Source organism: Haliovirga abyssi (assembly GCF_030295325.1).
GTDB lineage: Bacteria > Fusobacteriota > Fusobacteriia > Fusobacteriales > Haliovirgaceae > Haliovirga > Haliovirga abyssi.
In genome coordinates this window covers 1,785,941-1,804,592 of record NZ_AP027059.1, presented here as the reverse complement: position 1 = coordinate 1,804,592, position 18,652 = coordinate 1,785,941, and the positions used below count along the sequence as shown (strand labels likewise).

General features: G+C 26.3%; 18 protein-coding genes. All 18 read left to right on the top strand.

What is annotated here, in order from left to right:
• The first annotated feature begins 1 nt into the window (after nt 1).
• The 18 genes from RDY08_RS07995 (at nt 2) to hprK (ending at nt 18,643) form a co-directional block, all read left to right on the top strand.
• The gene (locus tag RDY08_RS07995) at nt 2-1,462 is read left to right on the top strand and encodes an ASKHA domain-containing protein (RefSeq protein ID WP_307903847.1); all 1,461 of its coding nucleotides are present in this window, start codon (nt 2-4) and stop codon (nt 1,460-1,462) included.
• Between the two features lie 133 nt (nt 1,463-1,595).
• Nucleotides 1,596-1,874, top strand: coding sequence for an HU family DNA-binding protein (locus tag RDY08_RS07990; RefSeq protein WP_307903846.1), 279 nt, complete (start codon nt 1,596-1,598; stop codon nt 1,872-1,874).
• A gap of 72 nt (nt 1,875-1,946) precedes the next feature.
• Nucleotides 1,947-2,798 carry a DMT family transporter gene (locus tag RDY08_RS07985; protein WP_307903845.1) on the top strand — a complete coding sequence of 284 codons (852 nt, stop codon included), beginning with the start codon at nt 1,947-1,949 and terminating at the stop codon, nt 2,796-2,798.
• Between the two features lie 85 nt (nt 2,799-2,883).
• Nucleotides 2,884-4,101 carry a 3-deoxy-D-manno-octulosonic acid transferase gene (locus RDY08_RS07980; RefSeq protein WP_307903844.1) on the top strand — a complete coding sequence of 406 codons (1,218 nt, stop codon included), beginning with the start codon at nt 2,884-2,886 and terminating at the stop codon, nt 4,099-4,101.
• Between the two features lie 71 nt (nt 4,102-4,172).
• Nucleotides 4,173-4,850, top strand: coding sequence for a tRNA (guanosine(46)-N7)-methyltransferase TrmB (trmB, locus tag RDY08_RS07975; protein ID WP_307903843.1), 678 nt, complete (start codon nt 4,173-4,175; stop codon nt 4,848-4,850).
• A 4-nt stretch (nt 4,851-4,854) separates the two neighbouring features.
• Nucleotides 4,855-6,135, top strand: coding sequence for an adenylosuccinate synthase (locus RDY08_RS07970; protein WP_307903842.1), 1,281 nt, complete (start codon nt 4,855-4,857; stop codon nt 6,133-6,135).
• A gap of 207 nt (nt 6,136-6,342) precedes the next feature.
• Nucleotides 6,343-6,582, top strand: coding sequence for a hypothetical protein (locus RDY08_RS07965; protein WP_307903841.1), 240 nt, complete (start codon nt 6,343-6,345; stop codon nt 6,580-6,582).
• A complete protein-coding gene (locus RDY08_RS07960; protein WP_307903840.1) occupies nt 6,569-6,943 on the top strand; it encodes a type II toxin-antitoxin system VapC family toxin in 375 nt (124 codons plus the stop codon). Before RDY08_RS07965 ends, RDY08_RS07960 begins: the two co-directional genes overlap by 14 nt.
• A 151-nt stretch (nt 6,944-7,094) precedes the next feature.
• On the top strand, nt 7,095-7,409 hold the full coding sequence (ylxM, locus tag RDY08_RS07955) for a YlxM family DNA-binding protein (RefSeq protein ID WP_307903839.1): 315 nt from the start codon (nt 7,095-7,097) through the stop codon (nt 7,407-7,409).
• Between the two features lie 12 nt (nt 7,410-7,421).
• Complete coding sequence (gene ffh / locus RDY08_RS07950; protein WP_307903838.1) at nt 7,422-8,756, top strand: signal recognition particle protein; 1,335 nt, start codon at nt 7,422-7,424, stop codon at nt 8,754-8,756.
• Between the two features lie 61 nt (nt 8,757-8,817).
• A complete protein-coding gene (rpsP, locus tag RDY08_RS07945) occupies nt 8,818-9,090 on the top strand; it encodes a 30S ribosomal protein S16 (RefSeq protein ID WP_307903837.1) in 273 nt (90 codons plus the stop codon).
• A 270-nt stretch (nt 9,091-9,360) separates the two neighbouring features.
• Nucleotides 9,361-10,407 carry a hypothetical protein gene (locus RDY08_RS07940; RefSeq protein ID WP_307903836.1) on the top strand — a complete coding sequence of 349 codons (1,047 nt, stop codon included), beginning with the start codon at nt 9,361-9,363 and terminating at the stop codon, nt 10,405-10,407.
• 315 nt (nt 10,408-10,722) lie between these two features.
• Nucleotides 10,723-12,324, top strand: a complete 1,602-nt coding sequence (gene pyrG / locus RDY08_RS07935) for a CTP synthase (protein ID WP_307903835.1) — start codon at nt 10,723-10,725, stop codon at nt 12,322-12,324.
• 367 nt (nt 12,325-12,691) lie between these two features.
• Nucleotides 12,692-13,390, top strand: coding sequence for a 5'-methylthioadenosine/adenosylhomocysteine nucleosidase (locus tag RDY08_RS07930; protein WP_307903834.1), 699 nt, complete (start codon nt 12,692-12,694; stop codon nt 13,388-13,390).
• Between the two features lie 4 nt (nt 13,391-13,394).
• Nucleotides 13,395-14,990 (top strand): MFS transporter, encoded by a 1,596-nt coding sequence (locus RDY08_RS07925; protein WP_307903833.1) that lies wholly within the window; start codon nt 13,395-13,397, stop codon nt 14,988-14,990.
• Entirely contained in the window at nt 14,956-16,197 is a 1,242-nt protein-coding gene (locus RDY08_RS07920) for a bifunctional folylpolyglutamate synthase/dihydrofolate synthase (RefSeq protein WP_307903832.1), read from the top strand. The genes RDY08_RS07925 and RDY08_RS07920 overlap by 35 nt, the downstream gene beginning before the upstream one ends.
• A complete protein-coding gene (locus RDY08_RS07915; RefSeq protein WP_307903831.1) occupies nt 16,198-16,719 on the top strand; it encodes an SPOR domain-containing protein in 522 nt (173 codons plus the stop codon). It begins immediately after the preceding gene.
• A complete protein-coding gene (gene hprK, locus RDY08_RS07910; protein ID WP_307903830.1) occupies nt 16,682-18,643 on the top strand; it encodes an HPr(Ser) kinase/phosphatase in 1,962 nt (653 codons plus the stop codon). Before RDY08_RS07915 ends, hprK begins: the two co-directional genes overlap by 38 nt.
• Nucleotides 18,644-18,652: the final 9 nt, after the last annotated feature.

Here is an 18,652-nt window from a genome sequence, read left to right as displayed (position 1 = left end):
AATGGTTAAATTATATGAAGAAAATGGAAAAAATATATTAAAAAATATAATGAAATCAAATTATGAGATTAATGCCCCTTGTGGTGGAAATGGTACTTGTGGTAAATGTAAAATTAAAATTTTAAATGGAAAATTTAATGATATAAGTAAAAATGAAAAACTTTTATTATCAGAAAAAGAGATTGAGAATGGAATAAGATTAGCTTGTATGACAGAATTTAAAGATAAAGTAGAAATAGAAATTATAGAAAAAGAAGAGTTTTATGAAAAATCATTATTAGAAATAGATAATAAAAAGTTAATTTGCACAGTTGATTTAGGAACTACAACTATTGAAATGAATTTTTATAATAAAGAAAATTTTGAAAAAGTAGGAGAGAAAAAATTTTTTAATCCACAAATAATATATGGAGCAGATGTTATTTCAAGAATATTATACGCTGTAGAAAGTAAAGAAAAATTAAGAGAGATTCAAAAGATTTTAATAGATAGATTAAACAGAGAACTTATAGGTAATATAGAAAAACTTGTTTTAGCAGGAAATTCCACTATGCAGCATATTTTTTTAGGAATTTCTCCTAAAAGTTTAATAACACCACCATATGCACCTGCATTTACAGAAAAAAAAGCTCTTAAAGGGCTAGAAATAGGTCTTAATGTGACTGGAATAGAGGTAATGCCTAACATTGCAGGTTATGTTGGTGGAGATACGTATGCAGTTATTATGGGATATTATAATAAAAAAGAAGATATGGATAATATAGTTATAGTTGACATAGGTACAAATGGAGAAATAGTGTTAATTAGAGATGGGAAATTTTATGTTACATCAACTGCTGCTGGTCCTGCATTTGAAGGAGCATCTCTTAGCTGCGGAATGAGAGCTACGTTAGGTGCATTAAGTGATATTAGAATAGATGAAAAAGTGGAAATACAAACAATAGGAGATAAACCGTTAAAAGGAATTTGTGGTAGTGGAGTAATAGCTCTTCTTAGAGAGTTAATTTACACAGAAACTATTGGAAAAGATGGAAATATAAAATCTAAAAACAGATATTATCCATTTTTAAATAGAAGATTAAAAGAGCAAAAATTTTATTTAACAGAAGATATTTATATATCACAAAATGATATTAGAGAGATACAGATGGCAAAATCGTCAATAAGAAGTGCAATTGATATGATGGAAAATAACTATGATAAAATAAAAAAAATTATAATTACAGGAAATTTTGGAAAAAACTTAGATAAAAAAGGGTTAATAAAAATAGGGTTAATGCCGAATATTGAGTTAGATAAAATAAAAATTGTCGATAACCTAGTAATATCAGGGCTTTATAGATATATAACAGGAGAAATAGATGAAAAATTTTATGATGAATTTCACCAAAAAATTGAATATATTGACTTAGCCAACAGTGATAATTTTAAAAGAAAATTTATAAAAAATATAGATTTTTAAAAAAAAGCTAGACAAATTTTAAAAAATATGTATAATACATAGAGTAGACGTTCTCTTCGATGCCTTAAATATAATAGTTTGTAGGATTATTTTTAAGATGTTAGAAGTGTAAAATAAAAGGAGGTAATAAAAGATGACAAAAAAAGATTTTATTGAAAAGTATGCAGAAAAAGTAGGAGAAAGCAAAAGAAAAGCAGGGGAAATGGCAGACGCATTTCTTGAAGTTGTAGAAGAAGCATTAGTAGCAGGAGAAGGAGTTCAATTTGTTGGTTGGGGAACTTTTGAAGTAAGACAAAATGCTGAAAGAAAAGGAAGAAATCCTAGAACTGGTGAAGAAATAACTATACCTGCAAAAAAAGCTGTTAAATTTAAAGTTGGTAAAAAATTAGCTGATAAAGTAAACCATAAATAATAAAAACCCGCTTTAGCGGGTTTTTATTATTTAAAAATTTTTATAAATTTATTTTAGGCAAAGGGAGAAATTATGAAATTAAACACAAAATTCAAAGGATATTTTTTAGTTTTTATATCAGTATTATTCTTTTCATTTATGACGTTAATAGTAAAATTAATAACTAAAAATAATAATATTCCAGGAGTAGAGGTTACATTTTTTAGATTTTTAATTGGTTTTATAATTATATATTCTATAAAATCTATTAAGAAAAAAAAGATTGTTCCTGTAAATAAAAAAGCATTGTGGGCAAGAGCAATATTAAATACTTTAGCTGTAATTTTATTTTTTGTAACAATACAGCTTTCCACAGTTACAAAAGCAAATATATATAATTTGACATATCCAATTTTTGTAGCAATATTTGCTCCATTTTTTTTAGATGAAAAATTAACATTAAAAAAAGCTTTTATTGTATTATTAGCACTTATTGGGACATATTTAGTAGTTGGATTTAATTTTAAAGAGGTGGGATTAGGAGATATAACAGGTATATTAGGTGGAGTTGTTGCAGGATTTGCAATTATATCATTAAGAAAAGCTAGATTAACAGATGAATCTTTTACAATATTATATTATTTAATGAAAATAGGTCTTGTAATCACATTTTTTAGTTTTGTGTGGTTTTTTAAGATTCCTTCAGTGTATGAGTTACTGTTGTTGGTTTCAGTTGGAGCAGTATCATTTTTAGGGCAATTTTTTATAACGGAAGGATATAAATATATAAGTGCATTAGGTGGTAGTATATTATCTTCTAGTAGAATTTTTGTTGCAGCAATATTAAGTATAATTTTTTTAGGAGAATTATTAAAGTTAAATGTAATTATTGGTGGGACATTAATATTTTTGTCAGTTGTATTAATTAATTTAGGAACAGATTAAAAATAGTATAGGAATGGCTTAAAAATAGCAAAATATGAGAAAGCTGTTTTTTAAATATTTTCTAGGAAATGAGTAGGAGTTTTTAATGATATATATATATAATATTTTAAGAGTTATTTTAATTTTAATAGGATATTTATTTAATCCAGATTTTTTCAAAAAAAGGGTTAAAGAAAATTTTGATGATTTAATGTCGGACGATTACATTTGGATTCATATGTCATCAGTTGGAGAAGTTAATTTGTCGGAGCCTTTAATTAATAAATTTTTATCAGATACAGATTATAAAATTTTATTGACAATATTTACAGATACAGGAATGGAAATGGCAAAAAAGAAATATTTAAAAAATAAAAGAGTAGTGATAAAATATTTTCCATTAGATAATGTAAAAACAATAAAGAAAATTTTAAATAAAATTAATGTAAAATTAGTTGTTTTAATTGAAACAGAGATTTGGTTTAATTTAATAGATATTGTATATAAAAAAACTAAAATTGTATTGGTAAATGGAAGAATTTCAGATAAAAGTTATAAAAGATACTTAAAAATTAAGCTGTTATTAAAAAATAGATTGAATAAAATAACATTGCTTATGATGCAGACAAAATTAGATTCTAGCAGAATAGAAGAATTAGGAGCTGATTCTAAAAATATAAAGACAATAGGAAATATAAAATTTAATATAGATTTAGAAAAATATAATGAAAATGTTATAAAAGAAATTAAAGAGAAGTTTAAATTGAAAGATAGAAAAAATTTTGTTTGTGGGAGTACGCACGATACAGAAGAAGAAATTATATTAGATATTTATAAGGAGTTGAAAAATACAACTGTTTTTTTAGTTCCAAGACATATAGACAGATGTGAAAAAATTGAAAAAGAGCTGTTAAAAAATTTTAATTATGTAAAATATAGTGATAGTAAAGTAGTAAAAACACCAGATATAATATTAGTTGATAAAATTGGAGAGTTACGAAAATTATATCAACTAGCAGACATAACTTTTGTAGGAGGTACATTAACAAACGTAGGTGGACATAGTTTGCTAGAACCACTTTTTTATAGAAAAACTCCAATTTTTGGAAAATATATACAGAATGTTAAAGAGATAGCATTAGAAATAGAAAAAAGAGGCATAGGATATATGGTGAAAAATAAAGATGAATTTAAAGAAAAAATAGATGAAATAACAAATGAAAATATAGAAAAAAATATAAAAAAAGATGAAATAGATATATTTTTTAAAGAAAACAGTGAAAATTTAAAGAATGTATATAATAATTTAATTGACATAATTTGAAAAATAATATAAAATTAGGAGTTGTTTTTGTTAGATAGTATATAGTAATATGATTTTGAAAGGAGAATATTGTGTGGCAAAATTTTTTTGAGAAAGAAAAGAAATTTCTAAATCCTTATATAGAGCGAATGAAAAATTATAAAGATTATATTATGTATGAAAAAGAAAAAATGAATTTATATAAAGGAAGCTGGAAAGAATATTTTAAAAATGATAATCCAATATATTTGGAAATTGGTTCAGGAGCAGGAAATTTTATAGCTAGATCTGGAGAAAAAGTAAAAGATAAAAACTTTATAGGTATTGAAATTAAATTCAAAAGATTAGTTTTAGCAGCCCAAAAGTGTAAAAAAAGAAATTTGAAAAATGTTCTTCTTTTGAGAAGAAGAGGAGAAGAAATTTTAGAATTTTTAGGAAAAAGTGAAATAAGTGGATTATATATTAATTTTCCAGATCCATGGGAAAAAGAGAAACAAAGAAAAAATAGAATGATTCAACAAGGGCTTTTTGATAATTTAGATGTGATAATGAAAAAAGGTGGAAAAATATTTTTTAAAACAGATCATAAAGGATATTATATGGATGTATTGGAATTAATGAAAGATATTAAAGGATATAAAATAGTGTTTAATACAGAGGATTTACATTCTAGCGACAGGGCAAAAGAAAATGTATCTACAGAATTTGAAGATATGTTTTTGAAAAAAGGTATGAAGATTAATTATATAGAAATAGAGAAAGAGGTGTAAAAAAATGGCAGGTTATGTAGTGGTTGGTACGCAATGGGGAGACGAAGGTAAAGGTAAGATTATTGATGTGTTAGCAGAAAAAGCAGATGTAATAATAAGATATCAAGGAGGAAATAACGCTGGGCATACAGTTGTTATTAATGATGAGAAATTTATTTTGCATTTGATTCCATCTGGTATTTTAAATGGAAATGGAGATTGTATTATTGGGCCTGGAGTTGTAGTAGATCCAAAAGTATTATTAGAAGAGATTGAACTTTTAGAATCAAAAGGAATTAATACGGAAAAATTATATGTTAGTGACAGAGCTCATCTTATTATGCCATATCATATTACAATAGATGAGGTCAAAGAAGATTTAAGAGGAAAAAATAAAATAGGAACAACTAAACGTGGAATTGGTCCAGCATATGGAGATAAAATTTCTAGAATAGGTATGAGAGTTGGAGATTTACTTGAATTAGATTATTTTAAAGACAGATTATATGAAAATGTAAAAGAAAAAAATATGTTTTTTGAAAAAGTATATGGTGTAAATAGTCTTGATTTTGAAGAGATATTTGAAGAATACAAAGGATATGCATCTCAATTAAAAGATAGAATAATTGACAATATTCCAATTGTAAATGATGCTTTGGATGAAAATAAAATGGTGTTATTTGAAGGGGCACAAGCTACAATGCTTGATATTAATTATGGAACTTATCCATATGTAACGTCATCATCGCCAACATCAGCAGGAGCACCTGTTGGGACTGGAGCTGCTCCTACTAGAATAGACAAAATAATAGGAGTTATGAAAGCGTATACAACAAGAGTTGGAGCAGGGCCTTTTCCTAGTGAATTAGATGATGAAATGGGAGAAAAATTAAGAAAAACTGGTGGAGAATATGGAGCAACTACAGGTAGACCAAGAAGATGTGGATGGTTTGATGGTGTTGTAGGAAGATATTCTGTAATTATAAATGGATTGACAGATATAGTGTTGACAAAAATAGATGTATTAAGTGGATTAGATACAATAAAAATTGCAACAGGTTATGAAATAGATGGAAAAGTATACAAAACAGTTCCAGCATCACTTGGAAAAATAGAAAAAGCCGTGCCTGTATATGAAGAATTAAATGGATGGGCAGAAGATATAAGTAAAATAAAAAGTTATGATGCATTACCAGAAAATGCTAAAAAATATATAGCTAAAATAGAAGAAGTTGTAGGAGCAAAAATTTCAATGGTATCAGTTGGACCAAATAGAGATCAAAATATTTTTATTAGAGAAATATAATTAAAAAACAGGAGATATGCGATTGATTATAGAGAGAGGGAATGTTTAAAAAATAAGTTTATATATTTTGTTGTAAAGACGCTTGAATCGTTGCGTATTTTATAACAAAATCAGAAGGTTATTTTTAAGCCGTTCCTAAGTTAATATTTTGGGACTTAATTTTTTAAAATTGCTATAACATATTATTCATATAAGGGAGTGATTAAAATGTTCATTATTCATACAGAGAAGTATTCAGATAATATTATTATTCCTGTTAAAGAATGGAACGTTATTTTGGAAAAATTAAAAAATGTAGAAGATATTAAAATTGAACCTAAAGAAAATGAAAATTTTAAGCAACTAAAAGGAAAAGGTGTTTTTAAAATGTACTCTAATGTGGAATTGATAAAAAGAGAAAAGAAAGTTTGGGAAGAAACAGCGGTGATTAAATTTGAAAATAGTTGATGCAAATATTATTTTGAGATATTTATTGGAAGATCATGAAGAACATTTAAGGGAAGCTGAAAATATAATAGAAAACAATGATATTTTAATTTTTAATGAAGTAATTGCGGAAGTTATTTATGTTTTGGAAAAACTATATAAAGTTAACAGAGTTAATATAATGCAAGGATTGGTTGATTTTTTTAGCAATAGGAGTGTAGAATTAGAAAAAGAAGAAGTAGTAAAAAAAGCTTTGAAACTTTTTTCTGAGAAAAAACTTGATTTTGTAGATTGTTTATTGTATGCTTATTCATTCGAAGCTGGATATGAAATAGCAACTTTTGACAAAAAATTATTAAAAGCTATAGCAAATTCAAAATAAATTATAATCACAACTTAACAAATATTAATACAAATGAAATTTATTTGCTTAGAATATTGATAAGTTGTGTTTTTTTTATTATAGTGAAAAGTGTAAATAAAAATCACTTGACAAAGCTTTGTAAATATAATATAATTGACAAGGTGATGAAATGGAATTAGAAGATTTTTTTGAGACATCTATATTATTGCAGTATTATAAAAATTTACTTAGTGAAAAACAAAAAAAATATATGATAGAACATTTTGAAGAAGATTATTCATTAAGTGAAATTGCAAATAAATATAGCATTAGCAGACAGGCTGTATATGAAAATATAAAACGTGGAATAAAAGTATTGTATGAATATGAAGAAAAATTAAAATTTCGGAATAAAGAAAAACGAATAAAAAATGAATTACAGAAAATTAATAATAAATATAATATAATCGAATTAGAAGAGATCATAAATGAATTTTCTGTATAATGGGGTGAAAAAATGTTAAATAATTTAGGAAATCGTTTTCAAGATATATTTAAAAAAATTAAAGGAAACGGTAAATTAAGCGAAAAGAATATAAAAGATGCTTTAAAAGAAGTTAGACTTTCATTATTAGAAGCTGATGTAAATTATAAAGTTGTAAAAGAGTTTATAAATAAAATAAAAGAAAAATCAGTTGGAGAAGATGTATTAAAAGGTATAAATCCAGGGCAACAATTTGTAAAAATAGTTAATGATGAACTAATAGAATTGTTAGGTGGGACAAATGCTAGATTAACTAAAGCATTAAGACCACCAACAGTAATTATGTTAGCTGGATTACAAGGTGCAGGAAAAACAACTTTTGCAGCAAAATTAGCCAAATTTTTAAAAAAGAAAAATGAAAAACCTTATTTAATTGGAGCGGATGTATATAGACCTGCAGCTATGAAACAGTTGCAAGTTTTAGGAGAAAGTATAGATACACCTGTATTTACAATAGAAGGTAGTAAAGATGCAGTGGAGATATGTACTAAAGGATTAGCAAAAGCAAAAGAAGAAAATGCGACATATGCTATATTTGATACAGCAGGAAGACTTCATATTGATGAAAATCTTATGGAAGAATTAAAAAATATAAGAAAAATTATAAAGCCACAAGAAATTCTACTTGTAGTAGATGCAATGACAGGGCAAGATGCTGTTAATGTAGCAAAGAAATTTAATGAAACTTTAAATATAGATGGAGTAGTATTAACTAAATTAGATGGAGATGCAAGAGGAGGAGCTGCTTTATCAATAAAAGCAGTAGTAGGAAAACCAATAAAATTTATAGGTGTTGGAGAAAAACTTGATGATATAGAACTTTTTCATCCTGATAGATTAGTATCTAGAATACTTGGGATGGGAGATGTAGTTTCATTAGTAGAAAAAGCACAAGAAACTATAAATGAAGATGAAGCAAGAGAATTAGAAGAAAAAATAAAAAAACAAACTTTTGATTTAGAAGATTTTTTAAAACAATTAAATCAAATAAAAAAATTAGGACCAATAACAAAACTTCTTCAGATGATACCGGGAGCTAATCAATTAGGAGACTTGGCACCAGCTGAAAAAGAGATGAAAAAAATAGAAGCAGTTATTCAATCAATGACAAAAGAAGAGAGAAAAAATCCTAAATTGATGAATGCAGGTAGAAAAAAAAGGGTAGCAAAAGGTAGCGGAACAAATGTGCAAGTTGTAAATAATTTATTAAAACAATTTGAACAAATGAAAAAAATGATGAAAATGTTTGGTGGCGGAGGTTTACCAGGTATGAAAGGTGGATTTCCAGGTATGAAGTTGCCCTTTTAAAAAGAATAAATTCATAAATATAAATTTATGAAAATAAATAATATATATTAGGAGGAACAAAATGGTAAAATTAAGATTAACAAGATTAGGTAGAAAGAAACTTCCAGTTTATAGAATTGTAGCTATGGAAGCATTAACAAGAAGAGATGGGAAAGCTATTGCTTATTTAGGGACTTATGATCCTTTAAAAAATCCTGCAGCTGTTACTTTAAAAGAGGAAGAGATATTGAAGTTTTTATCAAATGGAGCTCAACCTACAAGAACAGTAAAATCAATTCTTACAAAAGAGGGAGTTTGGGAAAAATTCTTAGCAACAAAAACAATTAAAAAATAATAAAACATAATAAAAATAAGAATATATTAATATATTCTTATTTTTTCATCAAAAAAGTACTTGACAAATATGACAAATTATATTATATTGTTCTAGGAACTAAGTTTAAAAATGGAACTTATTATGATTAAACTTTCACCGAAAACAGAACAAAGCAGTTTTTAAAGTATATATAATATTATATTATATAAAACATTAAAGTTACTAAAAAAAGTAACGATAATAAAAAGTATCAGGCATAAAAATAAAAAAAGGAGTGTGATAGGTAGTATGAAAAAAATAGCAGTTTTACTAGCAGGAATGTTATTAGTAGGAGGAATGGTATTTGCAGACCCAGCAACAACATCAGTAAATGGAAAGGTAGAATTCACAGCAATTGATATGGATTCAACAAGAGATGGACAAATGTTATCTCAAACTGGAGATCAATATTTCAAATTGAACTTAACAAAACAATTTGATGAAACAACAAAAGTTACGGCAGAATATAATACTGATGAAGATAGTAAGGATGATTCTGTTGCATCATTAACGTTAACAAAACAAGTAAACGATAAAATTGAAGCAGCAGTAAAAGTAAATGTAGATACAACTATTGGATTAAAATTTGCAGATGATGAAGGTGGAGATACTTATTTGAAATATACAGCTTCAAAAGATTTAAATATAACTTTGAAACCATTTGAAGCAGGAACTGGTGTAGGAGATGAATTAGGTACAAAAGATACACAAGATGCACATGGAGTAGAAGTTAATGCAACATTAGTAGATGGATTAGCTACAACAGCGGTTGTAAACTTTGCAAATGATGGAAAAGATGATAAAATGGGATTAAAAGCAGGAGCTACTTATACAGGTGTAGAAAACTTATCTGTTACAGGTGAGTTCTCAATGAATGATACAAAAGCTACAAAAACAGCAGTTGATGCAAGAGGAAGTTATAAAATGGGAAGTTTAACACTTTCAGGAGAAATGTTAAATGTTACTAATAAAGTTAAAGATTCTACTACTGGAAAAGTTACTGAAAAAACTGGTATGGGATTGTTCGCTAAGGCAGCTTATGATTTAGGAACTTTATCAGAAGGTGTTACAGCTAATACAAATGTTTCATTTAAACAATTAGGAGAAAAATTATATTATGATGGAGATAGCGATAGAAGTATAATAGGAGCAGGGTTTGATGTAGTTGTAAATGGATTAACTATTTCAAATAGTGTTGAAATGACAAAAACTGGTTCAAAAGTATTGAAGGATAAAGATGGAAAAGCTACAGATTCAAAAACTACATTCTCAACAGCAGTAAAAGTAGAATTTTAATTAAATTTTAAAATTAATAATATTTAAAAGCACTCTTTATGGGTGCTTTTTTTATTTATTAGAAAAGTATAAATTTATTTAGAAAATAAGCTATGCCGTTTTTTTGAAATATACGATTTTTCAAGGCAAAATTTTTCAGAAGCCAAAATTTTAGAAAAACATTTATATTTTACTAGATGAAGCGCAGCCTATTTTTTAATTGAAATTTAATTTTCTTTGTGATATAATTAAAAAAAGTTTATTTTGTATATGGCGATAAGTTCGTCTTTTTTTATTTTTTTAAATATAAAAATTTATTATAAAAGGAGAGTATAAATGAAAAAAAGAAAGTATATTTTTGTAACTGGTGGAGTTGTTTCATCATTAGGTAAAGGGATAACAGGTTCTTCTTTAGGGAGATTATTAGAAGAAAGAGGATATAAAGTAACTATCCAAAAATTTGACCCTTATATAAATCTTGATCCTGGTACAATGAGTCCATACCAACATGGAGAAGTTTTTGTGACAGATGATGGAGCAGAAACAGATTTGGATATTGGTCATTATGAGAGATTTATAGACCAAAATTTAAGTAAACATAATAATGTAACCACTGGAAAAATATACTGGTCAGTTTTAAACAAAGAAAGAAAAGGAGCTTATTTAGGAGCTACTGTACAAGTTATTCCACACATCACTAATGAAATTAAAAGTAGAATAGAGATAGTAGGGAAACAAAATGATAGCGATATAGTAATTACAGAAATTGGTGGAACAGTAGGAGATATTGAAAGTTTGCCATTTTTAGAAGCAATAAGACAATTTAAAAATGACGTTGGAAAAGAAAATGTAATATATTTACATGTAACTTTGATTCCATATATAAAAGCAGCAGGAGAATTAAAAACTAAGCCTACTCAACATAGTGTAAAAGAGATGATGGGAATAGGAATACAACCAAATATAATTGTATGTAGAACAGAGCATCCATTAACAGATGAAGTTAGAAGAAAGATATCATTATTTTGTGATATTGAACAAAAAGCTGTTATAGAAGCACCTGATGCAAAATCAATTTATGAAGTTCCTTTAATTATGGAAAAAAATGGATTAGCAGATATTGTTGTAGAAAAGTTTGGATTAAGAACTGAAAAACCAGCTCTAACTGAATGGAAAAATTTAGTAGATAGAATAAAAAATCCAAAAAATAATATAAAAATAGCTGTAGTGGGAAAATATGTAGAGTTAAAAGATGCTTATATAAGTATAAACGAATCATTAGAACATGCAGGATTTAAATTTGAAACAGAAGTTGATATTACATATTTAAATGCTGAAGAATTAAATGTTAAAGATTTAGAAAATGTAGATGGAATATTAGTTCCAGGAGGATTTGGAGATAGAGGAATAGATGGAAAAATAGAAGCTATAAAATACGCAAGAGAAAATAAAAAGCCATTTTTTGGAATATGTCTTGGAATGCAATGCGCAGTAATAGAATTTGCTAAAAATGTTTTAGGTTATGAAGGGGCAAATAGTACAGAATTTAATTTGAAAACAGAATATCCAGTAATCGATCTTTTGCCGGAGCAAAGAGAAGTGGAAGATATGGGCGGAACAATGAGATTAGGATTATATCCTTGTAAATTAGAAAAAGAGAGTAATGCTTCTAAATATTATAATGAAGACCTTATCTATGAAAGGCATAGACATAGATATGAATTTAATAATGAATTTAGAGAAGAATTTATTAAAGCAGGGTTGAAATTTACAGGTACATCACCTGATGGAAGATTAATAGAAATTGTAGAAATAGAAGAACATCCATGGTTTGTAGCTTCTCAATTTCATCCAGAGTTTAAATCAAGACCAAATAGAGCTCATCCTCTTTTTGTAGGATTCGTAGAAAGTATTCTTAAAATAAAAGGCGTTAAGTAGCGCCTTTTATTTTTTAAGTCATGCTTTGAATAGGGGCTTTTGTAGGGGCAATTCATGAATTGCCCTTACAGGGAGAGATTAGAGTGAATGTAAGAAATTAAAATACTTACGCAATATGTTTTTATAGATGAGAAAATCTGAAAACAGAAGGAGAAATTTAAGGGAAAATTGAAGATAGTTATAGTGCAAAAATACTAAGGAATGGCTTAAAAATAACATTCTCATTTTGCTTTAAAATACGCAATGTTTTAAGCGTTTTTATAACAAAATATGAGAACATTATTTTTTAAACGTTCCTAAGCATTATAGATATTTCAAGAGCTATAGATTTTCTGAGAGGACTCATGTTTTTTTAGGAGGGATTAATATGATAGGAATAATTGGAGCAATGAATGAAGAAATTATTGAACTAAAATCAAATATGAAACTATCAAAAGAAGAAGTTGCGGCTAATATGAGTTTTTTTGTTGGTGAAATTAATGGAAAAGAGATTGTGCTAGTAGAAAGTGGTATAGGAAAAGTTAATTCTGCAATGTGTACAACTATTTTAATAGAAAGATTTAATGTAGATAAAATTATATTTACTGGAGTAGCAGGAGCTATTAATAATAATTTGGAAGTTGGAGATGTTGTAATATCAAAAGATTTAATACAACATGATGTAGATGCTACTGCTTTTGGAGCAAAATTAGGTGAAATACCTAGAATGAAAACTTCAATATTCAAAGGTGATGAAAAATTAATTGAAATAGCAGAAAAAGCTGCAAAAATAAATATAAAAAAACATTCAGCTATTATAGGGAGAATATTAAGTGGAGACCAATTTGTGAGCTCATCAGAAAAAATAGATAAATTAAGAGAAAATTTTAATGGAGATTGTGTAGAAATGGAAGGAGCTTCAGTTGCACAAGTTTGTTATATTTATAATATACCTTTTGTAATAATAAGAGCCATTTCGGATAAAGCAGATCATTCTGCAAAGGTTGATTTTAAAACATTTGTGAATGATGCAGCTAAAAATGCTAAAAATATAGTATTGTCAATGTTAGAGAATATGGAGAGCTAAAACAATGAGAAAAGAAAGCTTTTTTGATGTTTTTAAAAAAGATAGAAATTTTGGAATTTTAATAAGTTCACAAATAATATCACAATTAGGTGATGCTATAAATTGGATGGCTAATTTGGCTTTTGTAGCTGTAATAGCACCTGGAATAGGAACATCTATTTTAATGGTATGGCTAATGTTGCCTATTTTATTAATAGGACCATTCGCAGGAGTGATTGTAGATAGATTTAGTCGTAAAAGAATAATGCTTATATCAGATATTACAAGAGCATTAACAATAGTTTTATTTCTTTTATATGTATTAAATTTTGTTAAAATGGAAAATGAAGTATATAAATTTCAAATTCAAAATAATAAATTTAAATTAGAAAAAGCAGAAATAAAAAGTTTATTAAGTAATGATAAGGTGAAAACTGAAAAATATGATATGAAAATAGAGATAAAAAAAATTAATAGAAGCTTAGTAATAACAGGAGTTCCTATAAAAAATATAAATTCAGATAAAGTTAAAATTGTTATTACAACAGGATTAGAAGATTATGAAAAAATATATTTGAAAAAAAATGGAAATAAATATATTGGAATGGTTAAATTTCAAGAATCGAAGTATGGAAAAAAGAAAAATAAAATAGTAGAAACTAATAAAAAAGGGACTTTGTCTATTAGTGTGGTAGAAGAAAAAGGATTTGTTAATATTATATATATAATTACTTTTTTAATATCATTTATAACACAGTTTTTTATACCAGCAAAATCAGCACTTTTGCCTCATATAGTTTCTAAAGAGCATTTGGTTTATGCAAATTCATTCTCGGCTTCTGCTAATAGAATAGTTATAGTTATTGGTGGAGCACTTGGAGGATTTTTAATAGGAAGATTTGGAATATTGTTTGCATTTTTTATAGATGCTTTAACATATTTATTATCTTTTTCATTAGTAATGATTATAAAAAAAGATAAGGTAGAAAAAAGAGCAAAGCATGTTAAAAGTAATTTTATAGCTGAATTAAAAGAGGGAATAAAATATATTTTAAATAAAGATTTAACTAGTTTTGTATTTTTCAGGTATGTTGGAATTATGTCAGCTGGTGGAGTTGCATATATATTTTTGGTGAAATATTCTAATGAAACTTTACAAATGGGAGTGGAAGGACTTGGATACCTTCAAACATCTCTTGGAATAGGGATTGCTTTAGGCTCTGTATTCTTAGGATTTATAGGAAATAGAGTGAAAAAAGTAGTTTTTATTAAATTAGGATTTATAATAGTTGGACTGTCTGTAGCGGGATTTGCATTTATAGAAAATATATATATGGCATTAGGAATAGGAGTTTTAGCTGGATTTGGTGGAGCTTTTATTATAATTTTATCAGAAACTATATTACAGACAGTAGTTCCTAAAAATATGCAAGGAAGAGTTTTTGCTACATTACAAACAGCAACAAATGCAGCATTTGCATTGTCAGCTGTATTAACAGGGTTTCTTATTTCAGGATTAAATGATAAAGTGGTTTTTACAGTTTTGTCATTGATTTTATTAATTATAGGAATCACAGGAGAGATATATGAACTTATTAAAAAAAGAAGAGCTATTAGATGAATTATATTCATATTCTAAATTTGGTATAAAATTAGGATTGGAAAATATAGATAAATTATTGAATGAACTAGGAAATATAGAAAATAACTATAAAAAAATCCATATTGCAGGAACAAATGGAAAAGGTTCTGTTGCAACTATGCTGGAAACTATTCTTATAGAATCTGGATATAATGTTGGTAAATATACATCACCTCATTTAGTTGATTTTAATGAAAGAATTACTGTGAATAATAAAAAAATAAGTGATGAAGAGTTAGTAGAGTGTTTTTTAGAAGTGAAAAAAGCAATAAAGAGTTTAAATATACAACCAACTTTTTTTGAAGTCACAACAGCTATTATGTTTTTGTATTTTGATAAAAAAAATATAGATTGGGGAATAATTGAAACTGGAATGGGGGGACAATATGATTCTACAAATGTAATTGTTCCTGAAGTATCAATTATAACTAATGTCACAGTTGATCATACAAACTATTTAGGAAAGAATTTAAGAGAAATAGCGAAAGAAAAAGCTGGAATAATAAAAAAAGATGTTCCTGTAATTTATTATGGAAACTGCAAAGAGTTAATTGAAGAAGTAGAAAAAAAGAGTGTAAACAGAGTTAATATAGGAAAATATAATTATAAAGTAGAGTTTGATAATGAAAAATTTTCAACTGTAATAGATATAGATAATGAAATATATGAAATTCCACTCTATGGAGAATTTCAAAGTAAAAATTTTTTATTAGCATATGAAACGTTAAAAAAAATTGGGGTTTCTAAAAAAGATATAAAAAAAGGTCTAAAAAATGTAAAATGGCCAGGTAGATTTGAAGTGATAGAAAAAAATCCATATCTAATTTTAGATGGAGCACACAATATAGCAGCAGCATTAGGATTAAAACGCTCTCTTTTGAAAAAATTTAAAAGAGAAGAGATATTAGTAATAACCTCTATATTAAAAGATAAAGATGTTAATGAGATATTAGATATATTTTCTAAATTTGCAGATACAGCAATTTTTGTATCTTTAAAGACAGTTGACAGAGGATTATCAGAAGAAGAGATGTATAAGCTTGGAAGTGGGAAATTTGATAATAGTTTAAAAATAGATGATATAAACGAAGCAATAAAAGTAGCAAAAGAGAATTTTGATAAAAAAGCAATTATTATTGCAGGTTCACTATATCTTATAGGAGAAGTGAAAAAGGGGCGAATTTAATTGAAAAATAATAAAAATAGGAAAATTAAACAATATAGAAATTTCATTTTATTTTTATTAATAATCTATTTTTTAATACAAATTTTTGTTGATTTTAATATGAGATATACAAATTTAATTAAAAATAGAAATCAATTTATGGAAAAATTTATAAGTGGAATAAAGATAAGAAATGATAAATTTTATAATTTAAAAGATGATAAGCAAAAAATAAGAGTTATAGAAAAAAGTAATTTCAAAAACGATAAAAAGGTAAAAAAATATTACATACAAATTGGAATATATAGCGTATTAGATATAGCTAATACGGATATAAAAGATTTGAAAGAATTTAATCCCTCTTTGAAAAGTATAATGATAAATAATAAAAAGTATTATAAAGTTGTTGTAGAAAATATTAACTCTAAGTTAGAGGCAAAAAATATTTTAAAAGAAATAAATAAAAAAGGATTTCAAGGACCTTTTATAAGGGAGATGAAAATAGATGGAAAAAGTAGTAAGCCTAGAACAATTAGCAAATGAATTGGATTTAGAGGTATTAACAGGAGAAAAACTATTGAATTCTGAAATAGTATTGTCAGAATTATATAAGCCAGGGATTGAATTAACTGGAGATATAACAGTTATGGAGACGGAAAGTGAAAAATGTATCCATTTACTTGGAAAAGATGAGATGAGGTATCTATATTCTTTAGATGAAGAGATAAGAAAATATAATTTAGTCCATTACATGAACGGGGAGTTTCCTTGTGTTATAGTTGGTGATAATATAAAAGTGGAAAATGATTTTTTAGATATAGCAAAAATATCGTCAAAACCTATTTTAAAAACTGAAAAATCTTTAGAAGCTATAATAAAAAAATTGAAAAATTATTTGGAAAAAGAGTTGGCACCTGAAATTATATTAAATAAATTTATATTTTTAGAAGTGTTTGGGACAGGAATTTTAATTTATGGGGAAGAAGCTGCTAAATTAGGGACAACTATTGAATTATTGGGAAAAGGACATAGGTTTATAACTGACCAATTATTAGTTGTAAAAAAGATTTCAAATGATACAATAATAGGAGAAAATGGATTTTTATCTGAAGCGGATGAAAGTAATATAAAATATTTTTTTAGGTTAACTAAAAATAATGAGATAAATATTATAGATTATTTTGGAATAGGAGCAACTAGAAAATCGAAAGAGATAGATTTAATTGTAAAATTAGAAAATTGGCAAGAAGGTAAATATTATGATAGATTAGGATTAGGAGAAGAGACACAGTATTTATTAGGTATAAAGGTTCCAAAATTGACAATTCCAGTTAGGCAAGGGAGAAACTTGTCTATTATAGTTGAAACAGCAGCTATAAATGAAAGATTAAAAAAAACTGGTAAACATTCTGCTATATATTTTATGGAAGAAACAAATAAATTGATAAAAGACAATAGTAGAAGAAAAAATGATGGAGATGATAAAATGTTAAATTTTATGACTGTTAAATATTTAAAAGATAAAATTGGATTAAAAGTTCTAAATGGAGAATCCTTATTAGAAAATAAAAAGATATATAAAAAATATTTACATAGGCCAGCATTAGAATTTACAGGTTTTTTTGATGTTTTAGAAGAAACTGGAAAAAATAGAATTCAAATCTTAAGTGGAGCAGAATTAAAATATGTAGATAGAATGGCACAAGAAAAAAGAGAAGAATACTTTTCTAAATATTTATCATATGATTTCCCATGTATAGTTATAAGTGGAGTAAAAACGGTTCCTGAATATTTTAGTGATGCAATAAAAAGATATAATAAAATTTTATTATTAACAGAAAAGAATATTTCTGAAAGTCATGAAAAAATTACAGAGTTATTAGAAAAGTTTTTTGCGCCAACATTAACAATGCATGGAGTACTTGTAGAAGTTTTTGGATTTGGAGTACTATTAGTTGGAAAAAGTGGGATAGGAAAAAGTGAAACGGCACTAGAATTAATACATAGAGGGCACAGATTAATAGCTGATGATGCAGTAAAGGTTGTAAAATATCCAGATGGTAGATTAGTAGGATCAGCGGATAAAATACCATATTTTATGGAGATAAGAGGATTGGGAATTATTGATATAAAAACTTTATATGGATTAGGCTCTGTTAGAGATAAAAAACAGATAGATATGATTATAGAGTTAAAAGAATTAAAGAGTAATGCATATATATCACAAGCTGATTATAATGAAGAAACATTAAAAATTTTAGAAACAGATATTCCTAAAATAGAATTATATATATCTTCAGGAAGAAATGCAGCATCAATGGTAGAGATAGCTACAATGAATGTAAGAGCTAAGAAGGTTGGATATGACTCTTCGGCAGATTATTTACATAATTATAAAAATTTAAAAAAAATAGAAGAAAAGACAGATGAAATAGTTGGTAATTTAAAAAACATCATGGATAACTAGGAGGAATTT

What these genes read in the sequence shown, in the direction of transcription:
- RDY08_RS07930 (WP_307903834.1), top strand. Translation starts at nt 12,692, where the DNA reads ATGATAGGAATAATTGGAGCAATGAATGAAGAAATTATTGAACTAAAA.
- RDY08_RS07995 (WP_307903847.1), top strand. Translation starts at nt 2, where the DNA reads ATGGTTAAATTATATGAAGAAAATGGAAAAAATATATTAAAAAATATA.
- RDY08_RS07920 (WP_307903832.1), top strand. Translation starts at nt 14,956, where the DNA reads ATGAACTTATTAAAAAAAGAAGAGCTATTAGATGAATTATATTCATAT.
- RDY08_RS07925 (WP_307903833.1), top strand. Translation starts at nt 13,395, where the DNA reads ATGAGAAAAGAAAGCTTTTTTGATGTTTTTAAAAAAGATAGAAATTTT.
- hprK (WP_307903830.1), top strand. Translation starts at nt 16,682, where the DNA reads ATGGAAAAAGTAGTAAGCCTAGAACAATTAGCAAATGAATTGGATTTA.
- pyrG (WP_307903835.1), top strand. Translation starts at nt 10,723, where the DNA reads ATGAAAAAAAGAAAGTATATTTTTGTAACTGGTGGAGTTGTTTCATCA.
- RDY08_RS07990 (WP_307903846.1), top strand. Translation starts at nt 1,596, where the DNA reads ATGACAAAAAAAGATTTTATTGAAAAGTATGCAGAAAAAGTAGGAGAA.
- RDY08_RS07970 (WP_307903842.1), top strand. Translation starts at nt 4,855, where the DNA reads ATGGCAGGTTATGTAGTGGTTGGTACGCAATGGGGAGACGAAGGTAAA.
- RDY08_RS07985 (WP_307903845.1), top strand. Translation starts at nt 1,947, where the DNA reads ATGAAATTAAACACAAAATTCAAAGGATATTTTTTAGTTTTTATATCA.
- RDY08_RS07940 (WP_307903836.1), top strand. Translation starts at nt 9,361, where the DNA reads ATGAAAAAAATAGCAGTTTTACTAGCAGGAATGTTATTAGTAGGAGGA.
- RDY08_RS07980 (WP_307903844.1), top strand. Translation starts at nt 2,884, where the DNA reads ATGATATATATATATAATATTTTAAGAGTTATTTTAATTTTAATAGGA.
- ffh (WP_307903838.1), top strand. Translation starts at nt 7,422, where the DNA reads ATGTTAAATAATTTAGGAAATCGTTTTCAAGATATATTTAAAAAAATT.
- rpsP (WP_307903837.1), top strand. Translation starts at nt 8,818, where the DNA reads ATGGTAAAATTAAGATTAACAAGATTAGGTAGAAAGAAACTTCCAGTT.
- RDY08_RS07965 (WP_307903841.1), top strand. Translation starts at nt 6,343, where the DNA reads ATGTTCATTATTCATACAGAGAAGTATTCAGATAATATTATTATTCCT.
- ylxM (WP_307903839.1), top strand. Translation starts at nt 7,095, where the DNA reads ATGGAATTAGAAGATTTTTTTGAGACATCTATATTATTGCAGTATTAT.